Genomic DNA, 24,789 nt, shown 5'->3' with positions numbered 1-24,789 from the left:
TCCTCCTGTCACGGCTATGCCATTTGTTTTTTTGCTTCTTGTTTTTTACCGGATTTCAACCTGAAGAAAAAGGCGAAGGCAACACCCGCTGCCAATAGGAAACCCGCAATTGCAAAGCCAACGTACACACTAAACGAATGAATAAGCTCAAGCCAGATATACAGCCCGGCCAACGTAATAAACAAGGTCGGCACGGTTAATACAAAGCCTGCTTTCATATAGGAGCCCCATGAAATCTTCACGTCCTTTTTCGCGAGAACATGAAGCCAAAGCAGGGTCGCCAGCGATCCGATAGGCGTCAGCTTTGGACCAAGATTGCATCCAATCACATTCGCATAGACCAGCGCTTCCCGGATCACGCCTGCCGTAGCTGTCCCTTTAATCGCCAAAGCGTCAATCATAACCGTTGGCATGTTGTTCATTACCGAGGATAAAATCGCTGACAAGAAGCCCATCCCCATCGTAGCGGCAAATAGTCCATGGTCAGAAATAGCTTGTATAACGTCCCCAAGCGCATCCGTAAGGCCCGCGTTTCGCAGCCCATAGACCACGACATACATTCCGATTGAAAAAACAACAACGGTCCAAGGAGCTTCCTTCATCACCTGCTTCGTCTTAATCGCTGGACTGCGGCGGGCGAATAGCAAAAAGACAATAGATACAGCCCCCGTAATAATGGATACCGGCACTTGAATAAATTCGCTGGCCAGATAGGCAACAAGCAGAATCGCCAACAGAATCCAGGACAAGCGGAACAGCTTATGATCTTTAATCGCTTCCCTCGGTTCCTTCACCTCGCGGACATCGTAGTCCGCAGGAATGCTTTTCCGGTAAAATAGATACAGTACGAGAAGGCTTGCTCCAAGCGAGAAGAAGTTCGGAATGATCATCCGGCTGGCGTATTCCACAAAACCCGCTCCGAAATAATCGGCCGAAACGATATTTACCAGATTGCTTATAATTAGAGGCAGTGACGTCGTGTCCGATATAAAACCGCCGGCCATAATAAAAGGCAGAATCATTTTGCTGTCGAACTTAAGCGCCCTAACCATGGCGAGAACAATTGGCGTAAGGATAAGCGCTGCACCGTCATTGGCGAAAAAGGCCGATACTGCCGCGCCAAGCAAAATGACGTAAATAAACATCCTTCTACCGTTTCCTTTGGCAAGACGGGCCATATGCAGGGCCGCCCACTCAAAGAAACCAATCGCGTCAAGAATCAGAGAGTTCAGGATAATCGCGATAAAAGCAATGGTTGCATTCCATACAATGCCTGTTACGGTTCCTACATCCGCAAAGCTGACGACGCCAAAAAGCAACGCCAATACAGCACCGCCTGCGGCTGACCAGCCAATACCAAGTCCTTTCGGCTGCCAGATAACAAACGTTAACGTAATCAAAAAAAGAATAATTGCTATAATTGCCACTTGTCGTTCCCCGCTTTAGTTCATATCGAAGGTTAATAATTGCAAATTGCAACTATTATCCAAAAATAAACTCCTCTATAGAGGAGGCAAACAGCAATGAGGACTTTGACCCATCGCATCATTTAATATTTGAAGGCTTTCTAGCACCTGTCTTTTTTTGTCTTCTGGCACAAACTGAAAAATGCTTAAGATGTAATCCTCCATCGTTTCCGCAACGGCCTTCTGCTGCTCAAGCCCCTTAGCCGTCAAGGTCAAGGTTACGTATCGACGGTCCTTCGGATCCGGTTCACGGCTCAGCAATTCAAGTTCAACCAATTGCTGCACCTGTCTGCTTAACGTACTTGCTTCCACGCATAGCACATCAGCCAGCTCATTTAAAGATAGATTCGGACGCTTATGAAGCTCATACAGAATATGACTTTGGATAACGGAAATTCCGGATCCCTGCGCTCCACCCTTCTGCTGCAGGCCAAATCTTCTAACGACGCTTTGCAATATTTCGCGCACATCCACATACTGCGGCAATTGTTCCATTCCTACATCACCCGCAATAGTTATAACACACAATAGTTGCACTCAGCAATTACTTTTTTGTTTTCTTATCCGTACCTCCGTCCTGTTCATTAACGAAGTGGACAATATCCGCATAAAACAATGCTTTGTCTTCACCTTTCAGCGCATGGTCTGATCGAGCGTATTCTTTCACGCAGACAGCTTCGCTCATCCGCATGTACTTGGCAAGATCCTCTTCCGTAATTAAAGAGCCTTCCAGTTGTCCTCTTGCCACCATAATCGGCAATTTCAATGGCTGGTCCAGCGAGATTTGAACCGACTCCCGTTGTATGCCCCATACTGCGTCTGTCCGTATGTTGGATGTCCGGTTATACGGAATCAGATAATTATGTATATAGTCCTCTGCCCAGCCGTCAGGCATCGACCGGTGTTCAGGCGGATAGTCTCCAACGATAAAGGAGCATACATCGCTTGGGTAGGCAAGGGCATATTGCAGCGCGTAAGATACCCCTCTCGAATAAGCAAACAGATGGAACCTCTTCACCCCGGAACCTCTCGCGACGGATTCCAGATCGGACAGATGGTCTTTCAGATCGTAGCCGGTCTCCGGGGTATCGCTTTTCCCTCTTCCGCGGAACGATAACGAAATACATCTTCTTGGTGCCGCTGCCTCAATAAAATCCAGATATTCTTCCGCGGTTTCCGATAATCCCGGGCAAATTACAATAGGAACTAGTCTTTCATCCGCTTCGTCTCTTGAATCGTAATAATGAATGCTGATCTCGCCATTACGTGCATAATGCTCGCTTACCGCCATACGTCACACCGCCCTCGCCCAATTTAAAATGGCTTCATTATATCACTCAAGTATAAAGGAGATATATACTTTGTTGGATCATATTGCTTTTTGTCGAATTAGCAAGTATGGTAAAAGATGACAGAAATTTCAACTGTAGGTGACGGCAATGAGATCAACCATTCTACTGATTACAGGCATAATTGTGCTGGTTATATGCTCGGTTTATCAGATTCAACACGTCTCTTCTATAAAAGAGCCCAAACAAAATTATTCCGTCATTAAGGATTGGGACTATCAGTGGCTGTACAAGCCTGATGAGTCCTATCAAGCGGCATGGATCGAGGAGGGAGACCCGAATAAATGGCAGCATGCTGAGACAGATCAGCCTATGCAGAATCGCGCCGCCGGTGCCGATGCCCTTCTACTTCGCATCACACTTCCGTCCCTGGATTGGAATACGCCGGGAATATGGATGAAACGGGTTTACGGAACTGCTGTGAGCGTAGCTTATGAACATCAGGACGGCCTCCTCTACAACATGGAAAGATCGTATCCTTATGATGTAAACTATACGCTCCTCCCTCTGACAGATGCGACAAAAGGCAATAACTTGCTGATCCTGCTTCATTTATCCGACGAGAGACAATCGCTGGAGCCTGAATTGGTCATTGGCGATTACAATGAGATGATGCCCGATTATGAGCGTTACGGATTAATTGAGTTGGTCTACGGCGGTTCCTTTATGTTTATCGCCTTGATTATGATGACTTGTCTGTTCTTTCTTAAACGCGAGCAGATTGTGCTGTGGATGTCTTTATGCTTGATCATCCTTTGCCTGGGAGAGATTATACTTGCCTACTCTCCCGCTTTGTACCACCATTATTACGCTTACGGAAGACCTTTTCTGGATTTGTTTGATTTAGCCTTATTCTTGCTTACTCCTGCTCTGGCGGTCTTTTTCGAGCAGACTCTTGGTCCGGGAATTTATGGCATTATAAAAAAATTCAGAATCGTCCTCATTCCGGTTACGGTCATGGTTATTGTGTTATGGGCGCTTGGCAAAACCATTGTTCCTGGCATAAGCCTCAGCCTGCTGCAAGTTGTGCCGCTTACCGTTATTGCAGCTATTCAATTCCTCATTCTGACCGTACATGCGATTGGTTACGCCTGGAGAGGTAACCGGGACGCGATTATGATATCCGTCGGGTACTCCGTCTTCTGCAGCGTATTTATCTCGGAGATTATTATCTATTTCAGGGACGAGACCTATCATCTGATTTATTGGAAGTGGGGACTGCTAGTCTTCCTGCTGTCGCTTATTGCCGTTATGGGCAGGCAATTCTCTCGCAACCATGACCAGCTGGTCAAATATTCTAAGGAGCTTGAGATGTTTAACCGGGAAATTCAGCGCGGGGAGAAAATGGAGCTGATCAGCCATCTTGCAGCATCTATCGCGCATGAGGTACGCAATCCGCTGCAAGTGACGCGTGGATTCATTCAGCTGGTGGGTGAAAAAGCCGTAAACAAGGACAAGCAGTTCCTGCAGCTGGCCGTACAGGAGCTGGACCGCGCGTCCAGCATCATTACCGAGTTCCTGACGTTCGCCAAGCCTCATCTGGAAGACATCAAAACCTTAAATATTTCGGAAGAGCTGAATCAGATTCAGGATATAATCTCACCTCTGGCCGCGATGCAAAGCACTAAGCTTGAAGTGGTCGCGGAGCCTAACCTTTATGTACTTGGCAGCGCCGAGAAATTCAAACAAGCCATTATTAATATGATCAAGAACAGTCTGGAGGCGATATCCAGCTTTGACGGCACCGTATCCATTCAGGCGAACAGAGAAGAAAATGAGGTTATTGTCCGGGTTATCGATAATGGCGAAGGGATTGATCCAGAGAAGCTGGACAAGCTTGGTGAGCCCTATTTCTCTAACAAATCCAAAGGAACTGGCCTTGGTCTGATGGTCACCTTCCGGATCATCGAGGCTATGGGGGGCACGATCCGTTTCAGCAGTACCAAAGGCGTTGGAACAGAAGCCGTCATCCGCCTTCCCGCTGTTTCGAAGGATCCTGCAGAAAATCCTTAAATCCGAGAGCTAGCAGCAAACATTGCCCCGTTTTTCATAAACGGGGCAATTCTGATTTAATCCAGCCAATGGATCATTCCGGCAATAGCCAAGAAGATCAAAGCCAGCACAAAGGACCATGTTGCAACCTTGTTTCTCATTCTTCTGTCCGATGGCTGCTCCGAATTAAAATTCCTTCTCTGCTGCTCGGGCGTTGTCCAGGCTCCCAAAGCCACCCCGGATATCAATATAAATCCACAGCCGATATAAATGAATAGCTGAAACATAAGTCACCTCTTTCTTGCTGTTGATTTCGTTAAGTATTGTATACGGTCCATTTTCAAAAAAGTTTTTCTCAAGCTTCAAAAAAAAGACAGTCCCGCTCAGGACTGTCTTCTCGAACCTTCTATCTGTATATGATCTCCTATCCCCTGCACATCGTCTATATCGAATAACACGGCTCCTGCCGGAATGGCATCTTTCTGCAATTTATATCCCGGCCAGACCGCTACTGCCGTAATGCCTTTCAATTCTCCCAGCAGCCGTTCATCTTCCGCCCGCCTAACGATTACAAGCTTCGGAAATCGCTCCGTCTTAAACCCTTCAACAAGGATAAAAGCCTCTGCCGGCGCTTCTCCGATCAGCTCAAGCAATGCGGAAGGCTTCTCTTTCACAATAGCCGTCCGGTCTGCGGAGGTAATAGCCGACCAGACCGCACCGGAGGAACGGTGCTTGGCGGTATCCGTATGTGCCGGTTCTGTTTCAAAGCTGTGTCCGTCATGCTTTACCGTTGCGACCATAAGCCCTTGGGACACCAAATAATCGATCAGCCGGCACATGAGCGTTGTTTTGCCCGCATTCTTGAAGCCTGTAATCTGATATACGGCTGCTGCCAAAGCTACACCCCCTTTCGTATTTTCGCTTCCTCGTATTGCCCCGGTGTATTGATATTATCAACAAAGCTAAGCTCAATGCCTGCAGTCTGAAACTTCTCCTCCGAAACCCGGACATAGTTAATCCGCTTCAGAAATCCCTTCATGCTATAGTCGCCTTCCTGCAGACAGAGCTCCACCTGTTTCAGGCACTCGGCGCGATAGACGGCATGCAGCGGATGAAGCTGTCCATTAACTTCAGGCACGGCGGCCAAACTTCCGCTTTCCTCCATCTGATGCTGCAAAAAAGCGGCAGCCTTATCCGATACAAAAGGCATATCGCAAGCGGTTACCCATAGCGCGGAATAACAATTGTATTCGAAAGCGGTATGCAGAGCCGCAAGCGGACCTTGACCGGGCGCCGTATCGATCAGGCACGGAAGCTTTAAGCCGGAGAGGAGCTTGGCCTGCTCCTCCGACGCGACCACAGCCGTCACGCTGCCGCATAGCGGCAGCATGTTGTTACGGACATGCTCAATCATAAACTTGCCGCCAATCGGCAGAAGCGCCTTCATTAATCCGCCCATCCGCCTGCCTTGGCCACCGGCTAATATGATGCCGCCTATCATTCCTTCATCAGCCCCTTCTCCCGCTCCTCCCGCAAATACTCGGCAAGCGGCTGAACTTTTACCGCGCTTGTCTTGAAATCCGGCATCTTGCAATTCGGATCCAGCAGAGCGTTGGTTGCCCGGTTCACGTTCTGGGCGTCTCCCCAATGCATCGGGATAAATAACGTATCCTCTCGAATATCAGAAGTAATCTTCGTTCGGACGATAACCGTCCCCCTGCTGGATTGCACGCTAGCCAGCACGCCATCCTCAAGCCGGTATTTCCGCGCTGTCGACGGATGAATCTCCAGTATATTTTCCACCTCGCGGGCTGCCAGGGCGGGGCTTCTTCGCGTTTGCACCCCTGTCAGGTAATGAGACAACACACGGCCGTTTGTCATGTACAACGGATATTCTTCGGTTGGCTGTTCCGCCGGAGATTGACTATCTACGGTCTGGAATACGGCAAGCCCGTCCTGATGGGCAAAGCGCTCTCCGAATAACCGCGGCGTACCCGGATGATCGAGGGAAGGACAAGGCCAATAGATCCCCTCTTCCTTACGGAGCCTCTCGTACGTAATGCCGTAATAATCCGCAATGCCGCCGCGGCTTGCAATCCGGAGCTCATTAAAAATATCCTCCGACTGACGGAAGGTGAAATACTTCTCCTTGCCAAGCCAATAAGCCAGATCGCATAGGATCTTCCAGTCATGACGCGCTTCTCCCGGAGCCGGACGGCCTGCCAAGCGCAGCAGAACCCGTCCCTCCAGGTTCGTCATCGTCCCTTCATTCTCGAGATACGCGGAGACAGGCAGCACGATATCGGCAAGCTTTGCGGTCTCCGAGAGGAACATATCCGCAACAACGAGGAATTCCAACCGTTCCAGCGCTTCTTCCACGAGGATGGCGTTTGGATTCGATACAATCGGATTAGAGCCCATCACGAACAGCCCTTTTATATCCCGGCTATGAACAAGCTCCATCATCTCGTACGCGGATACTCCTTTGCCGGGAAGGTCTTCCGGTTCAATCCCCCATACACCCGCTATATAAGCTCGGTCCTCCGGATTTTCAATCAATCGGTAACCAGGCAGCTGATCCGCCTTCTGCCCATGCTCGCGTCCGCCCTGTCCGTTCCCTTGTCCGGTCACCGCGCCATAGCCGCAGCCTTCCTTGCCGATTTTGCCCGTGGCAAGAACCATGTTAAGAAAATTTCTTACAGCCATATGGCCATCCGCATGCTGTTCTACGCCGCGGGCTGTAAAGACCATTCCCGTACGCGCCTTGCCAAAGCTGATTGCCGCTTTGCGGATCATATCTATGCTTACGCCTGTAATGTCCGCTATTTCTTGGAGATCAAGAGAATCCACATGCTCCTTCACCTCTGCAAAGCCTTTTGTCCTGCTCTTAATAAAGCCCTCGTCAATCAGCTTCTCGTCAAAAATAACCTTCAGCATGCCATTCACCAGCGCCGCATCCATACCGGGCTTCACCTGCAGATGGACATCGGCGATAGAAGCGGTGGCCGATACTCTGGGATCAATGACAATAATGATTGCCCCGTTATCCTTCGCTCTCGTAAAGTAGGGCATCAGCGTCGGTTGGCATTCCGCGATATTGGTTCCCGCCAAAATAATACATTCGGCTAACGGAATGTCCGACAGCTTGTTCGTCAGGCCGCGGTCGATGCCAAAGGTTTTTACGCCCGCCGACGCCGCAGCCGACATGCAAAACCTGCCGTTATAATCGATATATTTGGTCTGCAGGGCAACCCGCGCGAACTTGCCCAGCAAATAGGCAGATTCGTTCGTTAGCGATCCGCCGCCGTACAGACCAACGGTATGAGCGCCATGCTCCGCTTGCAGCCTGATGAACTTGTTGCTGACCGCCTCGAGCGCTTCCTCCCACGTCACCTGCGTCAGCTTGCCGTTTTTGCGCATCATCGGATGAAGAAGCCTTTCTCTGCTGACCGCATGCTGATACGCGTTCATCCCCTTGACGCATAACCGGCCTTCGGAGGCTTTATTCGGGATCGCGGTTACCTGGTAGGTTGGCCGCCGTCCCGAACGGTCCTCCGCAACCTCCATCTTGCATTGCACGCTGCAGAAGGGACATTGCGTGGCCATCACTTGCTTGGCCTGCTCCACCGAAAATGTCATTGTTTCCACATGCCGCTCCATACCATCTCCGCCCTTTCCGCCGCCTGCCACCGGCTGAGTAAATCTTCCTGCTCTCCGCGATCCAGCAGCTTCTCCCTAAGCGGCTGGAGGCCGATTCGCTCAAGCCATTTCCAAGGGCGCTCCCCGTAATAAGCGGATTCCCGGTACCACTGAACGCAAGCTGCTGCCAGCTGCATGGCCAAATCTTCCTCCGCTTCTACCGCAAGCAGCTGCGCTTGCTTGACCGGATGCTCCGAATGGCCTCCGACGTAAACCTCCCAGCCGGCAGGTACGGCAGCAAGCCCAAAATCCCGGACCAGAACGTCCGAAGGCTTCAAATAATGAGCAGACCGCTCGGTTTGCACCGGATAAGGCAGTTGAAGCTCCTGCGTATCCCATGAAAACTCCTTGAGCTCATTGTCTAACAACGGGCTTACTGTCTTTTTGGATTCCTGGACCAATCCCATATAATAAGGAATGGCACCGCGGCAAACGACACAGCCGTCAGCCTTATTCCATCCGAGTTTTTCTCTTGCCTGCGCTGCGTTTGCATACTCCCGCTTCGCAATTTCGGACTTGACTTCCTCATGTCCCAGATCGGTACAGCTGCAGATTGGCACCACCTTTTTGGTTCCGCCTCCCGTACCGGCCAGCACGCTTGCGAGCACCGCACCAACCAGCTGCTTGCAGCCGCCGCACGATCCGGATGCTTTCGTCTTATCGCGGATCTGCTCGACCGTCTGCAAATGATCTTCTTGAATGGCGCATACGATAGCTCCCTTGCTGACACCGTTGCACGAGCAGACGGTCTGGTGATCGGCCATGGCAATAACAGCCTCATCGTTACCGCCGGACGCCCCCTCCGCCTTCTCGAGGAGCACCTCCGCTTCCGTTTTCTTTTTCAAGTAATCAAGCAGCTTCATGCCCTCGGAACTGTCCCCGTACAATACGGCGCCGGCTATTTTTCCGTTTCTGACGGTTACTTTCTTATAGGTGCCCTGAAGACCGTTATATTGCTGCAGCGCCACCTCAACATCGCCTTGAATATCACCGGCCGAGAACACGTCTACCCCGGACACCTTCAGCATGGAATAAGGAATGGAGCCTTTGTAAGGGACGGTATCCGCATCTGTCAGTACCTTGGCCAGCACTTTCCCCTGCTCGTACAGCGGTGCGACCAATCCGTATACCGTCCCGTTATGCTCCGCGCATTCTCCAACCGCATAGATATGAGGCACGTTGGTCCGCATGTAATCATCAACAAGAATAGCCCGGTTCGTAGCAATCCCGCTGTTATTGGCTATCGCGATGTTGGGACTGATCCCGACGGCCAAGACAATAAGATCCGCCGCAAGCTTGGTGCCGTCGCTAAACAATAGACCTTCGGCCCGTTTGCGGCCGATAATTTTCTCCGTCCGTTTCTCCATCCAGAACCGCATGCCTTGCTGCGTAAGCTCCCGCTTCAGCAAATCGGCCGACATCGTGTCCAGCTGCCTGTTCATCAGATAGGAGGCATTATGAACGACATGCACCTCCATGCCCAGGTTAAGCAAACCGCGCGCAGCTTCCAGCCCAAGCAGTCCCCCTCCGATAACCGCCGCTCTCCGGTAAGATTCCGAAGCCTCGATCATCGTCTCGCAATCATTTATATTACGAAAGGCTGTTACCCCGGATTTATGAATACCCGGGATCGAGGGGACAAAAGCCGAAGATCCCGTTGCCAATATAAGTTCATCGTAAGGGACCGTTTTGCCCGATTCCAGATAAACGCTTTTTCCAACCGCATCAACCCGCACTGCCTTCTCGCCCAGCAGCAGCCGGATCCCCCGCTCCTTATACCAAGCAAAATCATTGATTGTAATGTCCGAAATGGAGGTATCTCCCTGAAGCACTTTCGACAGCATAATCCGATTGTAGTTTGGATGCGGCTCATCCCCGATAATCGTGATTTCGAAGGCTCCGGGCGATAACCGGTCTATCTCCTCTACGCATCTTACGCCTGCCATTCCATTGCCGATTACCGCTAGTTTCCTTGTCGTCACAACGTTAATCCTCCGTTTGCCATATGCGTTAGTAATAGAAAAGAAACGATCTCCCCTTTCGCCGCACCTCTTCCGCCCGCCGGAATCACGGCAATGGCGTTTGCTTCCGCGAATGCCGCGATATTGCCCGATTTATCGTTGGGCAGCGGTGAAATCCGCCATACTCCAAGCTCCGTTGTCGCTATGGAGCGTATATATCTTGGATAAGGGCAAGGTTTGCCGACCGAATCCTCCAGCTTCCCTTTGAGCCATTGATTGCGGAAATTTTTCATTCCCTTTAACCATTGAACGGCCGGCTTCACTAACAGCTCAAGACCGGAATAACAAGCGGACGGATTTCCCGATAACCCAAACAGCAAACAGTCCCCTTTCTTAAAAGCAGAAGTTGGCGTTCCCGGTCTCATCAGCACCTTCGTAAATAACGGTTCAAAGCCGGCGCTGGCAGCGGACCGCTCAACATAATCATGGTCTCCGACCGATATCCCGCCTGTCGTAATAACCACATCCGCCTGCTCCGCGGCAAGCCTGATTTCATTAGCCAGTATGGCAGGATGATCAGGAACGGGCTTCCGGCGGGTGACATGAGCGCCAAGCTGCTTCAGAAAGGCATAAACAACAAGACCGTTAGCGTCATAAATCCGGTTTGCGGAAAGCACCGTACCCGGTTCCTGAAGCTCATCGCCAACTGGCAGAACAGCGATCCGAGGCTTTGCATGCACAACCGCTTCAGCCTGCCCGTAAGAAGCCAGCACCGCCATTTCTTTCGCCCCGATCATGGTTCCTTTCACAAGGATCAGCTTGCCAGGCGCAAGATCCTCTCCGGCTTCCGCGATATGTCGGCCAGCCGGATGCGGACGGTTTATCCCAATCCACAGGGGCTTCCCGTCTTCCCCGTTAATGGGGGTAACCACTTCCTGCATAACTACGGTATCGTAACGATGCGGCACTGGCGCACCCGTAAAGATCCTCACTGCATCCCTATCATTAACGGGCCGGTCTCCGGTACGCTCCTGAGCCCATTCCTTGGATGTGCCCGCCTTAACCTCCGCGATCACTCTGAGCATGACTTCACTGCCCGGACCGGCGTCAAGCAAGGTTTGCGAGCGTACGGCATAACCGTCCATAGCAGCCCGACGGAATGGAGGCATCGGAAACGGTGTAAAGAAATCTTCCGCTAGCACTCTGCCCACGCAATCCTCCAAAGGCAGCTTTTCCGTTCGAACGGAGGACACTCCCTCACATAAATGACGAATCGCTTCTTCTACGGATACAACAAGCTGCTGCTTCTGCAAGGTAGTCATTCAGGCTTTCCCTCCCCACCGTACAAAATGAACATAAAAAGCCCGTTCCCTATATAAATAAGGAAGCGGGCTCCGTTGCCAAAGTCGACAGCACATCGTTGTGCTGATCATTTGTTTTGAGCATAATGGAAGTTTAGTGACATGTCAATATAGGTCACACAAAAATATCGATATCTGCTTTATTTTATGGATATTTCAAAATTTGGTGTTAAGTTTATTGACATGCATTTGACAATTCACCTATAATTCGAATTGGGTTCACAATGATGTGACCGTACGATCCGGTGGGTACAATGCTGTACCGCCTTCGGCAAAGAGGCCGCTTCTGTCCACAAGGGCAGTTTGCGGCCTTTTTTTATTTTTGAAATGAATGAATCAGACTCTCGCCCCGGGAACGCGCGTCTGCAAACGGAAAAACAGAAATAAATACATTGGAGGGAATTGGTTATGAGTAACCCTACGTCGTTCTGGAAAAGCGGTCACAAGCCTTCGTTATTTAGCGCATTTATGTATTTCGATATCAGCTTTATGATTTGGGTACTGATTGGACCGCTTAGCGTCGTTATTATTGGAGATTATGATATGACACCGGTTCAAAAAGCTAACCTTGTTGCACTGCCTGTGCTTGGCGGCTCTATTCTCCGCCTGGTATTTGGATTCCTTACCGACTATATCGGACCAAAGAGAACCGGACAGCTTGGCATGCTGCTTACAATGATCCCTCTTGTATGGGGCTGGAAATTTGTTGGCTCCCTGTCGGATCTGCATATCGTTGCTCTCATGCTTGGTGTCGCAGGCGCATCGTTTGCCGCGGCGCTTCCGCTTGCAAGCCGCTGGTATCCTCCGCAATATCAAGGTCTCGCCATGGGAATCGCCGGCGCAGGCAACAGCGGAACGGTCTTCTCCACCTTGTTCGCGAACCGTATCGCCCAGCATTTCGGCAGCTGGGAAGTGGTTTTTGGACTGGCGCTTATTCCAATCGCAATTGCCTTCATCGTCTTTACGATCTTCGCGAAAGACAGCCCGAACCAGCCTGCTCCAAAAAAGACTGTCCCAATACGCAAAAATATTGAAGCAGCGCGACACCTGGCTCTTCTGCATCATGTACAGCGTTACGTTTGGCGGCTTTGTTGGGCTCTCCAACTACTTGACGATCTTCTTCAATACCCAATACGGCTTGTCTGCCGTCAAAGCAGCCGATTTCACTACGCTATGCGTCATTGCGGGCAGCTTCTTCCGTCCGATTGGCGGGTATTTGTCCGATAAGCTTGGCGGCATTAAGGTTCTGATGATTTTGTACACGGGTGCGGCTGTCATGCTCGCTTCTATTTCGAGTCTTCCTCCCCTCTATCTCGTGATTGGTATGTTATTCGTAGGCATGATGTGTCTCGGCGCCGGCAACGGCTCCGTATTCCAGCTTGTACCGCAGCGGTTTGGCGACGAGATTGGACTTGTCACCGGGATCGTTGGCGCAGCGGGCGGCCTTGGCGGATATGCGCTTCCTCTTATTCTGGGCAACCTGTATCAATCTACGGGCTCCTACACGCCAGGCTTCCTCATTTTGTGCGGCATCGCCTTGCTAAGCGTCATTATGCTGGCGATTGCTCAGATGGACTGGAAGAAAACCTGGATCGGGGAAGGCGGCAAAGCACGCAGCGTGTGAGAAACGGCATCCGAATATTTTGTCCGATCCCGCATGAAAAATCTTTCCGTGAGGGTTATAATGGGGGCAGGACTGAATATCGAAGAGGAGAATTACGCATGCGGTTTATCGACAATCACAATATCACGGACCCGACGCTGAATCTGGCGCTCGAGGAATATATTTTACGTTCGCTGCCGGAAGACGAATATTTGCTGTTCTACATTAACGAGCCGTCTATCATTATCGGTAAAAACCAGAATACGGTCGAAGAGATTAACGCCGAATACGTAAATGAAAATGGCATCCATGTGGTGCGCAGGCTGTCGGGAGGCGGCGCGGTCTATCATGATCTCGGGAACCTCAGCTTCAGCTTCATCATGAAGGATGACGGCAAGTCGTTCCACAACTTTAAGAAGTTCACGGAGCCCGTTGTTCGCGCATTGCGCAAGCTTGGCGTAAACGCGGAGCTGTCGGGACGCAACGACCTTCAGGTTGGAGAGCGCAAAATTTCGGGCAATGCCCAATTTGCCACCAAAGGGAAAATGTTCAGCCACGGCACTCTCTTATTTGATTCTGAAATTGAGAATGTCGTCTCCGCGCTAAAGGTTAATGCGGAGAAATACGTCTCGAAAGCAACCAAATCCATTCGGAGCCGCGTCGCCAACATCTCGGAATTTCTAAAAGAACCGATGACCATTCAGGAATTGAGACAGTATTTGCTGGAGTCTATTTTCGAAGGCGAACCGGAAATTCCGGTCTACGAGTTGACCGAAGAGGACTGGGCGAATGTCCGGAAGCTGGCTGATGAGCGTTACCGCAGCTGGGATTGGAATTACGGCCGTTCCCCTGCCTTTAACGTCCGTCAGACAAAGCGCATCGAAGGCGCGGGCACTTACGACATACGCCTGCAGGTGGAAGAAGGCAAAATCGCGGATGCCGCCGTATTTGGCGACTTCTTCGGCAGAGGCGAGACAAGCGAAGTGACTTCGAAGCTGATCGGCACGCGTTACGATGCGGAATCGCTCGGCAAGCTGCTGGATGAGATCGACGTGAACTTCTACTTCGGTCCCATTACGAAGGAGCAGCTGCTGTCGCTCATGCTGTAAACGGCATTAAACCAATAAAAGCTGTCTCAAGAGTCATTACCTGACTTTGGGACAGCTTTTATATTGGAACGATATAGTACCTCTTCCCTCTATGTCCAACAAAGTAGAGTTACATTGGATTCCGTACAGGATAACGGGGGCATGTTGACCAGAAACTCGATCTACGTTGGAGTAGCTACAGTGTAATCATCTCATTTGGACAATAGCGGCTTATTCTGGACCATTATGCTGGAGTGAATCCAACACAGCTTCCGGAAGCTACCCGTTTAAATTGATTTCACCGGAGGAAATCCAACGTACGGCGATGAAGCCACCGGCCCCAAGTTAGACTTGAGGCCGGCGGCTTCGTCACGCTATATTTAGAAACTATTTATTGGGGCTATTTGTCTAACGTTCTATAGATCTTTTTGACTCTCTTTAACTGAGCGTCCGTGAGATGCTGCTCTCTTGCCCGCAGAACCTTCAGGAACTCCTCTTTATTAGAAGCCTTAACGGCAAGAAGCGAGCTTTCCGAATGCTGGGGAACTTCTTTGGACCTGCAGCTCTCGAGATGGCGGAGCAGGAAAGGAAAGATAGCCTTATTATTTGCGTCGCTTACTGCCGCTAATCTCGAAAGCGCAAGAACGGCCTTATCCACGGTTATAACCGAACCTGTTGCCATCGCATCGACGATTTGATCAACATGCTCCATAAGCGGTTCTGATGCAGTGTCTGCAATGACGGACAATGCCGTCATCCCACCCCAAACCAGCCGATTATCCCGGCTAGTCAGCAGTTCGATGAACCGTAATGCGTATTGGCTTATCAGCTCCGGCCTAAGCTCGCCAACCTCATACGCAACCTTGATGCAATCATGCCGGATCTTTTTATCCTTGCTGGACAGATTCCCGATGATTTCTTGAATGCCTGCAAGATTTTCTTCGCTTGCCAGCCTTTGCGCAAGTTCAATATTAGGCTCCTCGTCATTACGGCCTAGCTGGGAAGCCAACGAATTCACAACGGACATGATATCCCTCTTTTGCACAATAGATAACCTACTCGCCTAGCACAAACTGCAGCCCCGACCAGAATACGCGGATCGCAAAATAAATAAAGAGAAGAGCCGAGAAAAGCGAAATGATCCTCACGAACTTTGCGCCTAGCGCTTTGCCTGCCCGCCCGCTGAAGTAAGCCATGCCAAGCGACCATAATAAGCCGGCAGTGAAAAAACCTGCGATAAACACGGCAATGGTATAACGGCTGTCGCCATGAACCTCTGCCACAATCGGCCCCGCCGAAGCAACAAACCACAGCATAACCGTAGGCGACGACAAGGCCGCTCCCAGTCCGAACAGAAAATCCGCGAGCCTCCGCTTGGGCTGTTGCCTTCCGTCCCCTTCCCTCGCCTTCCAATCAATCATTCTTGGACGGAGCGATTCTTTCGCCATTTTATAAGCGAGAAGAAGGAGCACTGCTGTTCCCGCAATCCATAATATCCAGCGGACGACGGTAATCTCGAGTATAAAGCTGAACCCGATCAGCGCGAGCGCAAGATAGGTCAAGTCTCCGAAGCATGAACCAAAACCGATCATAAAAGACGGCTTAAAGCCGCGTTCGACCCCGGTTTTAATAATGGCAACGTTCACCATGCCTAAATCCAAACATAAAGATAAAGAAAATAAAAAGCCTTGTATAAATGCTAACCCTAAGACCATCTAAACGTTCACTCATCCTGCTTCAAAGATTTAACCCTGTACCAATATTCGTATTGCGTCTCAAAACCAAATTTGTCATATAGCCGGTTGGCCGGTTGGTTCGCCTGAACGACTAATAAATAGGCTTTTTCTGCCCCGCTCTCTTTCCCCCAACGGAAAATGCGCAGCAAAAGCTGATAGCCGAGTCCTCTATTGCGGAACCTCTCGGATGTGACAATATCGTACAAGCCGATATAGCCATGCTCGATTACGCCAATTCCGCATGCCGCCGGAACACCATCCGCATACAATGTTACAAAGCATTGGCGGAGCGGCGAGCCGGTCAGCATCTTGACCGCCGCTTTCCGCTGTTTGTCCGTGAGCGGCATCAGCTGCGAAAATTCATCCAACCAATGTTCACTCAGCCGTTCGTCAATCCGGCATGCGAAGTCTGCCGGCTGCGGAAGGTCCTTCAGTTCCGCCGTCTTTACATAAACGGGCTCTACCACCCGGTAGCCCCGCTCCTCCAATAGGGAATCCAGCTGGCTTGGTCTTGCAAACGGCGTAATTTTAAAAACCGTATCCAAACCGCGCTCCGCATACAGCTTCTCGCAGTGAAGGATTTTTCCCATCACTTGGCCATTACTCTCATACAGCGGCATCACGCAATTCGAACGCTTCGTATAACCGTCCGCGAACCGGAGCAGCCAACCGTCATAAACGACCGTCTGCAGAGACGGCCATGCGTTAAGACTTAACTCCTCTATCGTCTGATGCAGCGAGTTAATCTGCATGTCCCGCATCCTCCTTTTTATAGAAGATGAAACCGTTCCAGCTGCGCATGTTGATTTTCCCGCAAGAGAATCTCTCTTTGCTTTGGTCCAAGCAGGTCAAAATGCGGATATTTATCCCGTCTATGTATATATCTCGGATTGAGACCGTTATCCCTGCACCAACGCGCAAGCTTGTCCAGATCGGAGCAGCCTACCTTGGTTACGGTCTTCATGCCCGGAAAACGCGAATCCACCCAATAATGCGTCAGGTAGGCAATTTCCCCGCGGGAAACCGCTTCCTTCCACGCCGTCATCTCAGACCTGGAAATCCCGAATGCCATCGCGTTCTAAGCTCCTTTACTCACGAGTAAATATGCTTCACTCTTCCAACCTGACCGTCTGCCAGACGCACCTTGATGCCATGCGGGTGAGTGGGCGAATTCGTAAGCAGATCCTTTACAATGCCGCGGGTCAGTTTCCCCGTCCGCTGATCCTGTTTCAGAACAATATCTACCTCAAGCCCCGGCTTCACCGAAGCACGCTCTGTACCGTTATTCATTGTTGATCATTCCTTTGTTTGCATGTATGCTTAATAGCTTATGACGCCCAGCATAGCATATGTAGATGAAAGATGCACTTCCAAGGCACAACTGTTATACTAAACGATAAATGAGTTCGATGAAATGAGGAAAATATACAAAATGTCAACTGAATTTATTTCCATGGGTATTATCCCGGAGCTTACCGATGTCCTGCAATCAAACGGGATTACGAGCCCTACTCCGGTGCAAAAGAAAGCAATCCCCGTCCTCCTGTCCGGACAAGACGTCATCGCTCAGGCTCAAACGGGTACGGGTAAAACAATCGCCTTCACCCTGCCGATTCTGCAGCGCATAGATATCGATAAAGAGCAGGTTCAAGCGCTGATTCTGACCCCGACGCGCGAGCTGGCTATTCAGATTACCAGCGAGCTGAAAAAGCTTGCGGCGGCGGTTGGCGCCAAAGTACTTGCCGCATACGGCGGACAAGACGTAGACGCGCAAATCCGCAAGCTTAACAACTCGCCTCATATTGTTGTGGCTACGCCCGGCCGCTTGATCGACCATATGAGACGCGAAACGATCAACCTCGGCAAGCTGAAGATGCTTGTACTGGACGAAGCGGATCAAATGCTTCACATGGGCTTCCTGCCCGAAGTGCAAAATATCGTTGACCAGACGCCTCGCGCCCGTCAAACGATGCTCTTCTCGGCTACCATGCCGGATCAGATCAAACGTCTCGCCGAGAATTATATGAAGACTCCGGTCGACATTAAAATCCAAAGCGCAAATGTCACTTTGGACAATATCAAGCAGCTCGTTATTGAGACGACTGACCGCGGACGCCAGAAAGCGTTAATTTCCATGATCGAAACCCAGCGCCCTTACCTGGCCGTTATTTTCTGCCGGACGAAGGTTCGCGCAAAAAAACTAAACAAGGATCTTCAAGATCTCGGCTTTGAATCGGACGAGCTGCATGGCGATCTTACGCAAGCCAAACGCGAGCAGGTCATGAAACGTTTCCGCGATGCGAAGCTTCAAATTCTTGTCGCAACGGATGTTGCCGCGCGCGGCCTTGACGTTGAAGGCGTTACACATGTCTTTAACTTCGATGTTCCAACGGATTCCGAGATTTACATTCACCGGATCGGACGTACCGGCCGTGCCGGACAACGCGGCACGGCAATTACAATTGCATCGCCTTATGACCGCGCGGCGGTTGCCCATATCGAGCGCAGCATCAATGCTATACTTGAGCGCCGTACTATTGAAGCAGATGGAACAATCGTGAAGAATACCGCGCCTCGTTCCAGCAGCGAAGGCAAGAGCTATGACAAAAAACCGGATCGCGGTGGCCGCGGTCGCGGCGGTCGCGACTCCAAACCGGCGCAAGGCGGACGCGGAGGCAGAGGCGAACGCAATGAGCGCGGCGCAGGTGCAGGCCGTTCACAAGCTGGTGGACGCGGCAAGCCGGAACGTGCTGCTGTCAGCAGCAACGCCGAAGGCAATCCGTGGGAAGTTACGGGTACTGAACGCGGCGGCAGAGGCGGCGAGCGCGAATCCGGACGCGGCGGCAGAGATGCTCGCGGCGGCAACCGTAACGGCAGAGGCGAACGGACTCAAGGCGGTTCAGCACGCGGCAATACGCGCGGCGCAGCAACCGGCGGAGGCAGAGGCGAACGGTCCCAAGACGGAGCAGCACGCGGCAATACGCGCGGCGCAGCAACCGGCGGCGGAAGATGGGAAGGCCGTCCAAGCAGCGGCAAAGATTCCCGCAGCTCAGGCGGCAGCGCGCCACGCGGCGGCAGAGATTCGCGAGGCGGCGGCAACAGCGGTAACAGAGGCGGCTCGCGAGGCGGTTCATCCCGCGGTCCTGGCTCGGGCGGCCGTAACAGATAAGTATAAAGGAGTTGCAGTACATTGAAGAACGTGCAGCTGCCGGAGGCTTATATCCGGCAAATGCAGGCTCTTCTCGGAAGGGAAGAAGCCGAGCGGTTTCTTGATAGCTATAGCGAAGCCCGTGCGTACGGGCTCCGGTTTAATCCATTGAAATGTCGACAACCAATCGGGGACAATGCGGCTGCTGCTCTCAAGCAGCCGTTTCATTTGGAGCCCGTACCTTGGTGTAACACCGGCTACTACTATGAAGAAGCGGCAAGACCCGGCAAGCATCCTTATCATACAGCCGGTCTTTATTATATCCAGGAGCCTTCCGCTATGTCTGCGGCTGAGCTGCTAGGCGCAGAGCCCGGCGAGACGATTCTTGATTTCGCAGCCGCTCCGGGCGGCAAAACCACGCAAATCGCCGGCAGCATGAATGGCGAAGGCCTGCTGATCGCCAATGAGATCCATCCTGCCAGAGCGAAAATTTTAAGCGAAAACGTTGAACGTCTCGGCATCCGCAACGCGGTCGTTACAAATGCTGCGCCGCATGAGCTGTCGAGGCGCTTTCCAGCCTTTTTCGACCGGATCATGCTGGATTCTCCTTGCTCGGGAGAGGGCATGTTCCGCAAGGATGAAGATGCGGTAGCGGAATGGTCGGAAGCTCATGTCACCTATTGTGCCGAGCGCTCCTCCGAGATTCTGGAGCATGCCGCGATTATGCTGAAGCCGGGCGGCGTACTCGTCTATTCGACTTGCACGTTTAACCGTGCCGAGAATGAGGATACCATCGAGCGGTTTGTTGCCGGGCATCCCTCCTTCCAGGTTGAACAAATCGAGCGCTTATGGCCGCATCAGGTCCGCGGCGAAGGACATTTTGTCGCCCGGCTGCGTAAGGCTTCCGAAAGCGAGCAGCTTGCGGCGGAAGATGATTTGCCGAAAAGCAAAAACAAGCGGCGCGACAAACGCACTGCGGGACGGTCCAAACCGCTGACAGCCGAGATGGACTTGTTCCACAGCTTTGCCGAACAAGCCTTGCCCGGCTTTGCGCTTGGCCCGGGCGAGCCGCTCCGCTTCGGCGACGCCCTCTACTGGCTGCCTCATCAAACAAGCGGCAGCTTTGGCTCCGCTGATCTTGACGGACTTAAGGTCGCGCGGCCCGGCCTGCATCTCGGCGATATCCGCAAGAACCGGCTGGAGCCGGCGCATGCGCTTGCTCTCGCCGTTCAAGCGGAGGACGCATCGTGGGCGCAAAGCTATCCGCCGGATGCGCCCGAGCTTGCCGCTTACCTTCGCGGCGAGACGCTGCCAGCGGAAGGCGATATCAGCGGCTGGGGCCTTGTTGCCGTTGACGGCCTTCCGCTTGGCTGGGCCAAATCAAGCGGCGGCCAGTTAAAGAACCATCTGCCGAAGGGACTTCGGCGTTTCAATTAATGCCGAGGCGAATGTAGGGGATGCTGCAAGAACCCGCTGCCAGCAAGCTTTTTCCTTCTGGGTGACTACCCAAATCCGGATGTATCGTGACAGTAGTCCATTCCAATCAGGGCCTTTCACAATACTATACTGTATACCGAACAGAGGGCGAATGTACTCGAGTGACAGCAGCCTTCCAGCGGAGTACAATCACAAGGAGGAATTAGCATGTCTGGCGTATATGGAGGCGGCGTCAATACGGTAGGTTTCATCCTTGTCCTTTTCATACTTCTGGTAATCATCATAAGAACAGTTTGCCACTAAGGACTTGGTACTAAACCCATTTAAAGAAGGGGCAGCACCCGAGGTCTTCATGACCAAGGGGCTGCCCCTTTTTAATGTTCAATCTTTCCGCCTCAGCTCCAGGCGAATTCCCGCAGGGCATATGCTACGCCATCTTCGGCGTTGGAACGTCCTACGACATCCGCTGCGTCTTTTACCCCGTCAGGGGAGTTGCCCATCGCAATTCCGCAGCCGGCAAATTCAAGCATGGAAATGTCGTTATAATAATTGCCGATCGCGAGAATCCGGCTCCGGTCAATGCCGCGGCTGCTCGCAAATTGCCGCAGTGCTCTGCCTTTGCTTGCTTCCGGATGATGCACGTCGATAAAGAAATCGCCGCTGCGAATGGTATGCAGGGAAGGCGGCCATTTCTCCCACTCCTCCTGCACCCGGTCCATCACTTCCTTGCTGCCGAATACCGTGAACTTGACAAGTCCCTCCGGCAGGCTAGCTCCTTGACCCAGAACGGAAGGCGACGCATGGAACTTGCTATACATATCGGATACCTCTGGCGTTAACGATTCGACCATCATTTCAAAAGCTGTATTAACATCGTAATGCACCTGATTCTTCCGGCAATAATCTACGAATGGCTCCAACTGCTGCGGCGCGATCCCGTATTCATGGATGATTCTTCTCGTATCCGAGTCAATCGTCGCTCCGCCGTTATGCGTGATAATCGTACCGGTCAAGCCTAACTCCTCCAGCACTGGAAAGACGCTGAAAGGCGCGCGTCCCGTGCAAAGCACAATGCTCGCTCCCCGGTCCGCCGCTTCCCGCACGGCTTCACGAGTCTTGCTTGTCAGTTGATGATCATCCGTCAATAATGTGCCATCTACATCAAGCGCAATCAAATCATACTGTAATGCCATACGCTTCTCCCCATCCTGTTCTCTATTTTTTATTCTGTAGCCCGGTGAGCGCGCAGAAGCGCAAGTTCCTCATCGGTTAATTCGCGGTAAGTTCCTTCCTCCAGATCGGCATCCAGCTCAAGCGGCCCCATCGATATCCTCTTCAGGAATACAACCTTTTTCCCTACCGCTTCGAACATCCGCTTCACCTGATGGAACTTCCCTTCCATTATCGTAAGCGATATGACCGAAGTTACGCCACCCTCGCCGCTGTCTTTTTTCAATATCTTTAAATCCGAAGGCATCGTGACATATCCGTCATCCAGCGTAACTCCCGCCTTGAATTGCTCCTGATCCTCTTCGCCGACATCGCCTTGCACAACCGCTTCGTAGGTCTTGGGAACATGCTTGCGCGGCGACAACAGCTCATGCGCAAGCTGTCCGTCATTGGTCAGCAGAAGAAGACCCACCGTATCTTTGTCCAATCTTCCGACAGGAAACGGATCCATTAATTGATCCTCCTGCTCAAGCAAATCGATAACCGTCCGTTCGCGGCGGTCTTCGGTAGCGGAGATGACGCCAGGAGGCTTGTTCATCATCAAGTAGATAACCTCCCGGTACAGCACCAGCTCCCCGTCAAACGCAACCTCATCCAGTTCCGGATCTACGAGCTGCCCGCTGTCTTTAACGACCTTCCCGGCTACCGTTACTTTTCCCTGCTTCACAAGTTTCTTGATCTCGCTGCGGGTACCATACCCGGTATGAGACAGCAGCTTGTCTATCCGCATCTTTTTGCCCATTTTTACATCCACCTCCAGCCAGCCGGCAGCTCGTTCTTGAGCATGCCGTCTCCCGTATATTTTCCCCACCCGACCGGATATCCGTCCGTGCATACAAGCACGTATCCCTTCAGCGGCTGGGCAGGTGCTCCTTCTATCTTTATATGGTCAGCCTCAACAAACAGCGTCTCGCCTTTTAAATAACGGATAATGTCCGGATCATCCGATGCAAAATCGAGCGATCGTACGGCATCCGATTGCCGAAGCCCCATAGCAAGCGCTTGTGAAGGCTCGAATCGATTACGTCCCGCTTCGCCGACGTACCAGCCCGCGCGCACGACATGCAAACCGTCTAATGAAGGCATTCCTTCCGGTTGAAGATAGACACGCGAGCCAAAGCTATGAACAGACCCCGTACCGGCAAATCCGCCAGACAGCTCTTTCTCCGCAAAAGAAAGCCATGACGCCGCTGCGTCAACAACCCCCGATTGGCCTTTGCCGGAATGCCGTGCCGAACCGCCAGCACGCTCAAGCTTGACGTTGTCCTTTGCTTCGCGGACGCCTTTCTTCTCGGCTGCTCGCAAAGCGGCACCCGCATTGCCTTTCACTTTCTTCCTTTTTCCGTTATCTTCTTCCACCAGAACCGCAGGTTCGTCAAACTGACGTTTCTCTGCGGGAGCCGGACCTTTGCGGGTCAGCACCGCAGCATAATGTCCCTCGCCTTCAATATGGTGAGGCCACAGCCGGACCGTTCCCGCCAGCGACTCCGATTGCCCGGGCGCAAGCCCCTCGCCTGCTTCCCCTGCCCATTCCGGATGCCCCGGCTTCCAGCCGTATCGATGTCGAACCGGCCTAACCTCAAACTCCGGATATTCGGCAAGCAGCTCGGCGATTTGAGCTTCATTTTCTTCCGGAGAGAATGTACAGGTCGAATAGACCAGTACCCCTCCCGGCGCTAGCATAGCTGCCGCATCGCGCAAAATATGCCTCTGCATCACCGAGCAGCGTTCAATGGAATGCTTCTCCCATTCCGCAATCATCGATTCATCCTTACGGAACATGCCTTCTCCCGAGCATGGCGCATCGACCAGAATCCGGTCGAACCATCCTCGGAACACCGGTGCAAGAGCCGACGGCTCTTCGTTCAGCACGACAGCGTTGCGGACGCCGGCCAGCTCGATGTTTTTGGCAAGCGCCTTAGTTCGTTCCCTGGCATTATCATTGCTTACCAGAACGCCGCTGCCTTGCAGCTTGGCCGCAATCTGAGTCGATTTGCCGCCCGGCGCCGCGCATAGATCAAGCACGCGATGTCCGGGGTGGACATCGAGCAGCTCAACCGGAGCCATCGCGCTTGGCTCCTGAATATAGTAAAGACCGGCATGATAATGCGGATGCTTGCCTGGTCTTGCCCCTTCTTCATAATAGAAGCCCTCTGGCGCCCACGGGATCGGACGAACCGCTTCCCCCATCGGGGAAATCGATTTCCACTCCCCGGCGTCAAGCTTCAAACGGTTAATCCGGATGCCGTAAACACGCGGATCTTCGTAGGAAGACATAAACCGGTCAAACTCTTCTCCAAGCAGTGATTTCATCTTTGTTGTAAAAGCAATCGGCAAATAGCCGGACATCTGGTCATCCCCTTGCAAGCAGCTAAAATACGTTAGAAATATAACATCGAGTATACTCTAATGCACCTATAATTAGAAGAGCTGAGCATTTGTGATCAATATGTGAAATTAATCACAACCCCTTGTCAATTTGATAAAAGTGGCATATGATAAGACCAACAAGAGATTGTGAATTAATTCACACAAGATGAAACGGCTTCGCTATTATCCAACCGCAAGCTCTCATCACCAACTACATTAAGTCCAGAAGGAAGCCGGCAGAAGGCAGCAGCATGCATGCATAAGTAACATGCTCCCCAGTAAGGTCCGCTTCCTTTATTCGCACAAAAGTATGTGAATAATTTCACAGGAAAATTTGAGGAGGAATTTT

Annotated in this window: 22 protein-coding genes and 1 pseudogene; 6 read left to right on the top strand and 17 right to left on the bottom strand. The window is 51.8% G+C overall.

Annotation, left to right across the window (positions count from 1 at the left end; genetic code table 11):
* Positions 1–14: 14 nt before the first annotated feature.
* The 3 genes from PJDR2_RS11135 to PJDR2_RS31890 form a co-directional block, all read right to left on the bottom strand.
* Positions 15–1,427 (bottom strand): arsenic transporter, encoded by a 1,413-nt coding sequence (locus PJDR2_RS11135; protein WP_015843784.1) that lies wholly within the window; start codon positions 1,425–1,427, stop codon positions 15–17.
* 75 nt (positions 1,428–1,502) lie between these two features.
* Positions 1,503–1,961 carry a MarR family winged helix-turn-helix transcriptional regulator gene (locus PJDR2_RS11130; RefSeq protein WP_041613413.1) on the bottom strand — a complete coding sequence of 153 codons (459 nt, stop codon included), beginning with the start codon at positions 1,959–1,961 and terminating at the stop codon, positions 1,503–1,505.
* A 49-nt stretch (positions 1,962–2,010) separates the two neighbouring features.
* Positions 2,011–2,757 carry an alpha/beta fold hydrolase gene (locus PJDR2_RS31890; RefSeq protein ID WP_015843782.1) on the bottom strand — a complete coding sequence of 249 codons (747 nt, stop codon included), beginning with the start codon at positions 2,755–2,757 and terminating at the stop codon, positions 2,011–2,013.
* A gap of 148 nt (positions 2,758–2,905) precedes the next feature.
* Between PJDR2_RS31890 and PJDR2_RS11120 the strand changes: the two genes are divergently transcribed.
* Complete coding sequence (locus tag PJDR2_RS11120; RefSeq protein ID WP_015843781.1) at positions 2,906–4,828, top strand: sensor histidine kinase; 1,923 nt, start codon at positions 2,906–2,908, stop codon at positions 4,826–4,828.
* A 56-nt stretch (positions 4,829–4,884) separates the two neighbouring features.
* Here the strand turns inward: PJDR2_RS11120 and PJDR2_RS11115 are convergent, their stop codons facing one another.
* The 6 genes from PJDR2_RS11115 to glp all read right to left on the bottom strand — a co-directional run bounded on the left by PJDR2_RS11115 (position 4,885) and on the right by glp (position 11,789).
* Positions 4,885–5,094, bottom strand: a complete 210-nt coding sequence (locus PJDR2_RS11115) for a DUF5316 family protein (protein WP_015843780.1) — start codon at positions 5,092–5,094, stop codon at positions 4,885–4,887.
* 96 nt (positions 5,095–5,190) lie between these two features.
* Complete coding sequence (gene mobB / locus PJDR2_RS11110) at positions 5,191–5,703, bottom strand: molybdopterin-guanine dinucleotide biosynthesis protein B (RefSeq protein WP_015843779.1); 513 nt, start codon at positions 5,701–5,703, stop codon at positions 5,191–5,193.
* A gap of 2 nt (positions 5,704–5,705) precedes the next feature.
* On the bottom strand, positions 5,706–6,308 hold the full coding sequence (gene mobA / locus PJDR2_RS11105; RefSeq protein ID WP_015843778.1) for a molybdenum cofactor guanylyltransferase: 603 nt from the start codon (positions 6,306–6,308) through the stop codon (positions 5,706–5,708).
* Positions 6,305–8,446, bottom strand: coding sequence for an assimilatory nitrate reductase catalytic subunit NasC (nasC, locus tag PJDR2_RS11100; RefSeq protein WP_265525179.1), 2,142 nt, complete (start codon positions 8,444–8,446; stop codon positions 6,305–6,307). Before nasC ends, mobA begins: the two co-directional genes overlap by 4 nt.
* The gene (nirB, locus tag PJDR2_RS11095; protein ID WP_015843776.1) at positions 8,443–10,488 is read right to left on the bottom strand and encodes a nitrite reductase large subunit NirB; all 2,046 of its coding nucleotides are present in this window, start codon (positions 10,486–10,488) and stop codon (positions 8,443–8,445) included. The genes nasC and nirB overlap by 4 nt, the downstream gene beginning before the upstream one ends.
* Positions 10,485–11,789 carry a gephyrin-like molybdotransferase Glp gene (gene glp, locus PJDR2_RS11090; protein WP_015843775.1) on the bottom strand — a complete coding sequence of 435 codons (1,305 nt, stop codon included), beginning with the start codon at positions 11,787–11,789 and terminating at the stop codon, positions 10,485–10,487. The genes nirB and glp overlap by 4 nt, the downstream gene beginning before the upstream one ends.
* Before the next feature lie 447 nt (positions 11,790–12,236).
* Here glp and PJDR2_RS11085 point away from each other — a divergent pair.
* Positions 12,237–13,452, top strand: a pseudogene (locus PJDR2_RS11085) (nitrate/nitrite transporter).
* A gap of 98 nt (positions 13,453–13,550) precedes the next feature.
* On the top strand, positions 13,551–14,540 hold the full coding sequence (locus PJDR2_RS11080) for a lipoate--protein ligase (RefSeq protein ID WP_015843774.1): 990 nt from the start codon (positions 13,551–13,553) through the stop codon (positions 14,538–14,540).
* 379 nt (positions 14,541–14,919) lie between these two features.
* Here PJDR2_RS11080 and PJDR2_RS11075 read toward each other — a convergent pair whose 3' ends face one another.
* The 5 genes from PJDR2_RS11075 to PJDR2_RS11055 are packed head-to-tail and all read right to left on the bottom strand — an operon-like array spanning position 14,920 to position 17,545.
* Positions 14,920–15,546 (bottom strand): hypothetical protein, encoded by a 627-nt coding sequence (locus tag PJDR2_RS11075; protein WP_041613412.1) that lies wholly within the window; start codon positions 15,544–15,546, stop codon positions 14,920–14,922.
* Between the two features lie 28 nt (positions 15,547–15,574).
* On the bottom strand, positions 15,575–16,234 hold the full coding sequence (locus PJDR2_RS11070) for a LysE family translocator (RefSeq protein ID WP_015843772.1): 660 nt from the start codon (positions 16,232–16,234) through the stop codon (positions 15,575–15,577).
* 8 nt (positions 16,235–16,242) lie between these two features.
* Complete coding sequence (locus tag PJDR2_RS11065) at positions 16,243–17,007, bottom strand: GNAT family N-acetyltransferase (protein ID WP_015843771.1); 765 nt, start codon at positions 17,005–17,007, stop codon at positions 16,243–16,245.
* A gap of 17 nt (positions 17,008–17,024) precedes the next feature.
* The gene (locus tag PJDR2_RS11060) at positions 17,025–17,327 is read right to left on the bottom strand and encodes a hypothetical protein (protein WP_015843770.1); all 303 of its coding nucleotides are present in this window, start codon (positions 17,325–17,327) and stop codon (positions 17,025–17,027) included.
* A 20-nt stretch (positions 17,328–17,347) separates the two neighbouring features.
* Positions 17,348–17,545, bottom strand: coding sequence for a YwbE family protein (locus PJDR2_RS11055; protein WP_015843769.1), 198 nt, complete (start codon positions 17,543–17,545; stop codon positions 17,348–17,350).
* A gap of 142 nt (positions 17,546–17,687) precedes the next feature.
* Here PJDR2_RS11055 and PJDR2_RS11050 point away from each other — a divergent pair, with 142 nt between their 5' ends.
* The 3 genes from PJDR2_RS11050 (at position 17,688) to PJDR2_RS33485 (ending at position 21,143) form a co-directional block, all read left to right on the top strand.
* Positions 17,688–19,424, top strand: a complete 1,737-nt coding sequence (locus PJDR2_RS11050; protein WP_015843768.1) for a DEAD/DEAH box helicase — start codon at positions 17,688–17,690, stop codon at positions 19,422–19,424.
* A 21-nt stretch (positions 19,425–19,445) separates the two neighbouring features.
* Positions 19,446–20,840, top strand: a complete 1,395-nt coding sequence (locus PJDR2_RS11045) for an RsmF rRNA methyltransferase first C-terminal domain-containing protein (protein ID WP_015843767.1) — start codon at positions 19,446–19,448, stop codon at positions 20,838–20,840.
* 207 nt (positions 20,841–21,047) lie between these two features.
* The gene (locus PJDR2_RS33485; protein ID WP_015843766.1) at positions 21,048–21,143 is read left to right on the top strand and encodes a hypothetical protein; all 96 of its coding nucleotides are present in this window, start codon (positions 21,048–21,050) and stop codon (positions 21,141–21,143) included.
* Between the two features lie 92 nt (positions 21,144–21,235).
* Here the strand turns inward: PJDR2_RS33485 and PJDR2_RS11035 are convergent, their stop codons facing one another.
* Genes PJDR2_RS11035 through PJDR2_RS11025 form a run of 3 tightly spaced genes read right to left on the bottom strand, consistent with a single transcriptional unit; the run spans position 21,236 to position 24,419 of the window.
* Entirely contained in the window at positions 21,236–22,033 is a 798-nt protein-coding gene (locus PJDR2_RS11035; protein WP_015843765.1) for a Cof-type HAD-IIB family hydrolase, read from the bottom strand.
* A gap of 29 nt (positions 22,034–22,062) precedes the next feature.
* Positions 22,063–22,812 (bottom strand): pseudouridine synthase, encoded by a 750-nt coding sequence (locus tag PJDR2_RS11030; protein WP_015843764.1) that lies wholly within the window; start codon positions 22,810–22,812, stop codon positions 22,063–22,065.
* Positions 22,813–22,814: 2 nt separating this feature from the next.
* A complete protein-coding gene (locus PJDR2_RS11025; protein WP_015843763.1) occupies positions 22,815–24,419 on the bottom strand; it encodes an RsmB/NOP family class I SAM-dependent RNA methyltransferase in 1,605 nt (534 codons plus the stop codon).
* Between the last annotated feature and the right edge of the window lie 370 nt (positions 24,420–24,789).

Origin of the sequence: Paenibacillus sp. JDR-2 (genome assembly GCF_000023585.1) — a bacterium.
Lineage (GTDB): Bacteria > Bacillota > Bacilli > Paenibacillales > Paenibacillaceae > Pristimantibacillus.
The sequence above is the reverse complement of the archived record's forward strand: the minus strand, read 5'-3'. Positions and strand labels throughout refer to the sequence as shown.

Coding starts and splice junctions, on each gene's coding strand:
- PJDR2_RS11130 (WP_041613413.1), bottom strand. CDS start 1,961: ATGGAACAATTGCCGCAGTATGTGGATGTGCGCGAAATATTGCAAAGC.
- PJDR2_RS31890 (WP_015843782.1), bottom strand. CDS start 2,757: ATGGCGGTAAGCGAGCATTATGCACGTAATGGCGAGATCAGCATTCAT.
- PJDR2_RS11120 (WP_015843781.1), top strand. CDS start 2,906: ATGAGATCAACCATTCTACTGATTACAGGCATAATTGTGCTGGTTATA.
- PJDR2_RS11115 (WP_015843780.1), bottom strand. CDS start 5,094: ATGTTTCAGCTATTCATTTATATCGGCTGTGGATTTATATTGATATCC.
- mobA (WP_015843778.1), bottom strand. CDS start 6,308: ATGATAGGCGGCATCATATTAGCCGGTGGCCAAGGCAGGCGGATGGGC.
- nasC (WP_265525179.1), bottom strand. CDS start 8,446: ATGACATTTTCGGTGGAGCAGGCCAAGCAAGTGATGGCCACGCAATGT.
- glp (WP_015843775.1), bottom strand. CDS start 11,789: ATGACTACCTTGCAGAAGCAGCAGCTTGTTGTATCCGTAGAAGAAGCG.
- PJDR2_RS11080 (WP_015843774.1), top strand. CDS start 13,551: ATGCGGTTTATCGACAATCACAATATCACGGACCCGACGCTGAATCTG.
- PJDR2_RS11075 (WP_041613412.1), bottom strand. CDS start 15,546: ATGTCCGTTGTGAATTCGTTGGCTTCCCAGCTAGGCCGTAATGACGAG.
- PJDR2_RS11070 (WP_015843772.1), bottom strand. CDS start 16,234: ATGGTCTTAGGGTTAGCATTTATACAAGGCTTTTTATTTTCTTTATCT.
- PJDR2_RS11065 (WP_015843771.1), bottom strand. CDS start 17,007: ATGCAGATTAACTCGCTGCATCAGACGATAGAGGAGTTAAGTCTTAAC.
- PJDR2_RS11060 (WP_015843770.1), bottom strand. CDS start 17,327: ATGGCATTCGGGATTTCCAGGTCTGAGATGACGGCGTGGAAGGAAGCG.
- PJDR2_RS11055 (WP_015843769.1), bottom strand. CDS start 17,545: ATGAATAACGGTACAGAGCGTGCTTCGGTGAAGCCGGGGCTTGAGGTA.
- PJDR2_RS11050 (WP_015843768.1), top strand. CDS start 17,688: ATGTCAACTGAATTTATTTCCATGGGTATTATCCCGGAGCTTACCGAT.
- PJDR2_RS33485 (WP_015843766.1), top strand. CDS start 21,048: ATGTCTGGCGTATATGGAGGCGGCGTCAATACGGTAGGTTTCATCCTT.
- PJDR2_RS11035 (WP_015843765.1), bottom strand. CDS start 22,033: ATGGCATTACAGTATGATTTGATTGCGCTTGATGTAGATGGCACATTA.
- PJDR2_RS11030 (WP_015843764.1), bottom strand. CDS start 22,812: ATGGGCAAAAAGATGCGGATAGACAAGCTGCTGTCTCATACCGGGTAT.
- PJDR2_RS11025 (WP_015843763.1), bottom strand. CDS start 24,419: ATGTCCGGCTATTTGCCGATTGCTTTTACAACAAAGATGAAATCACTG.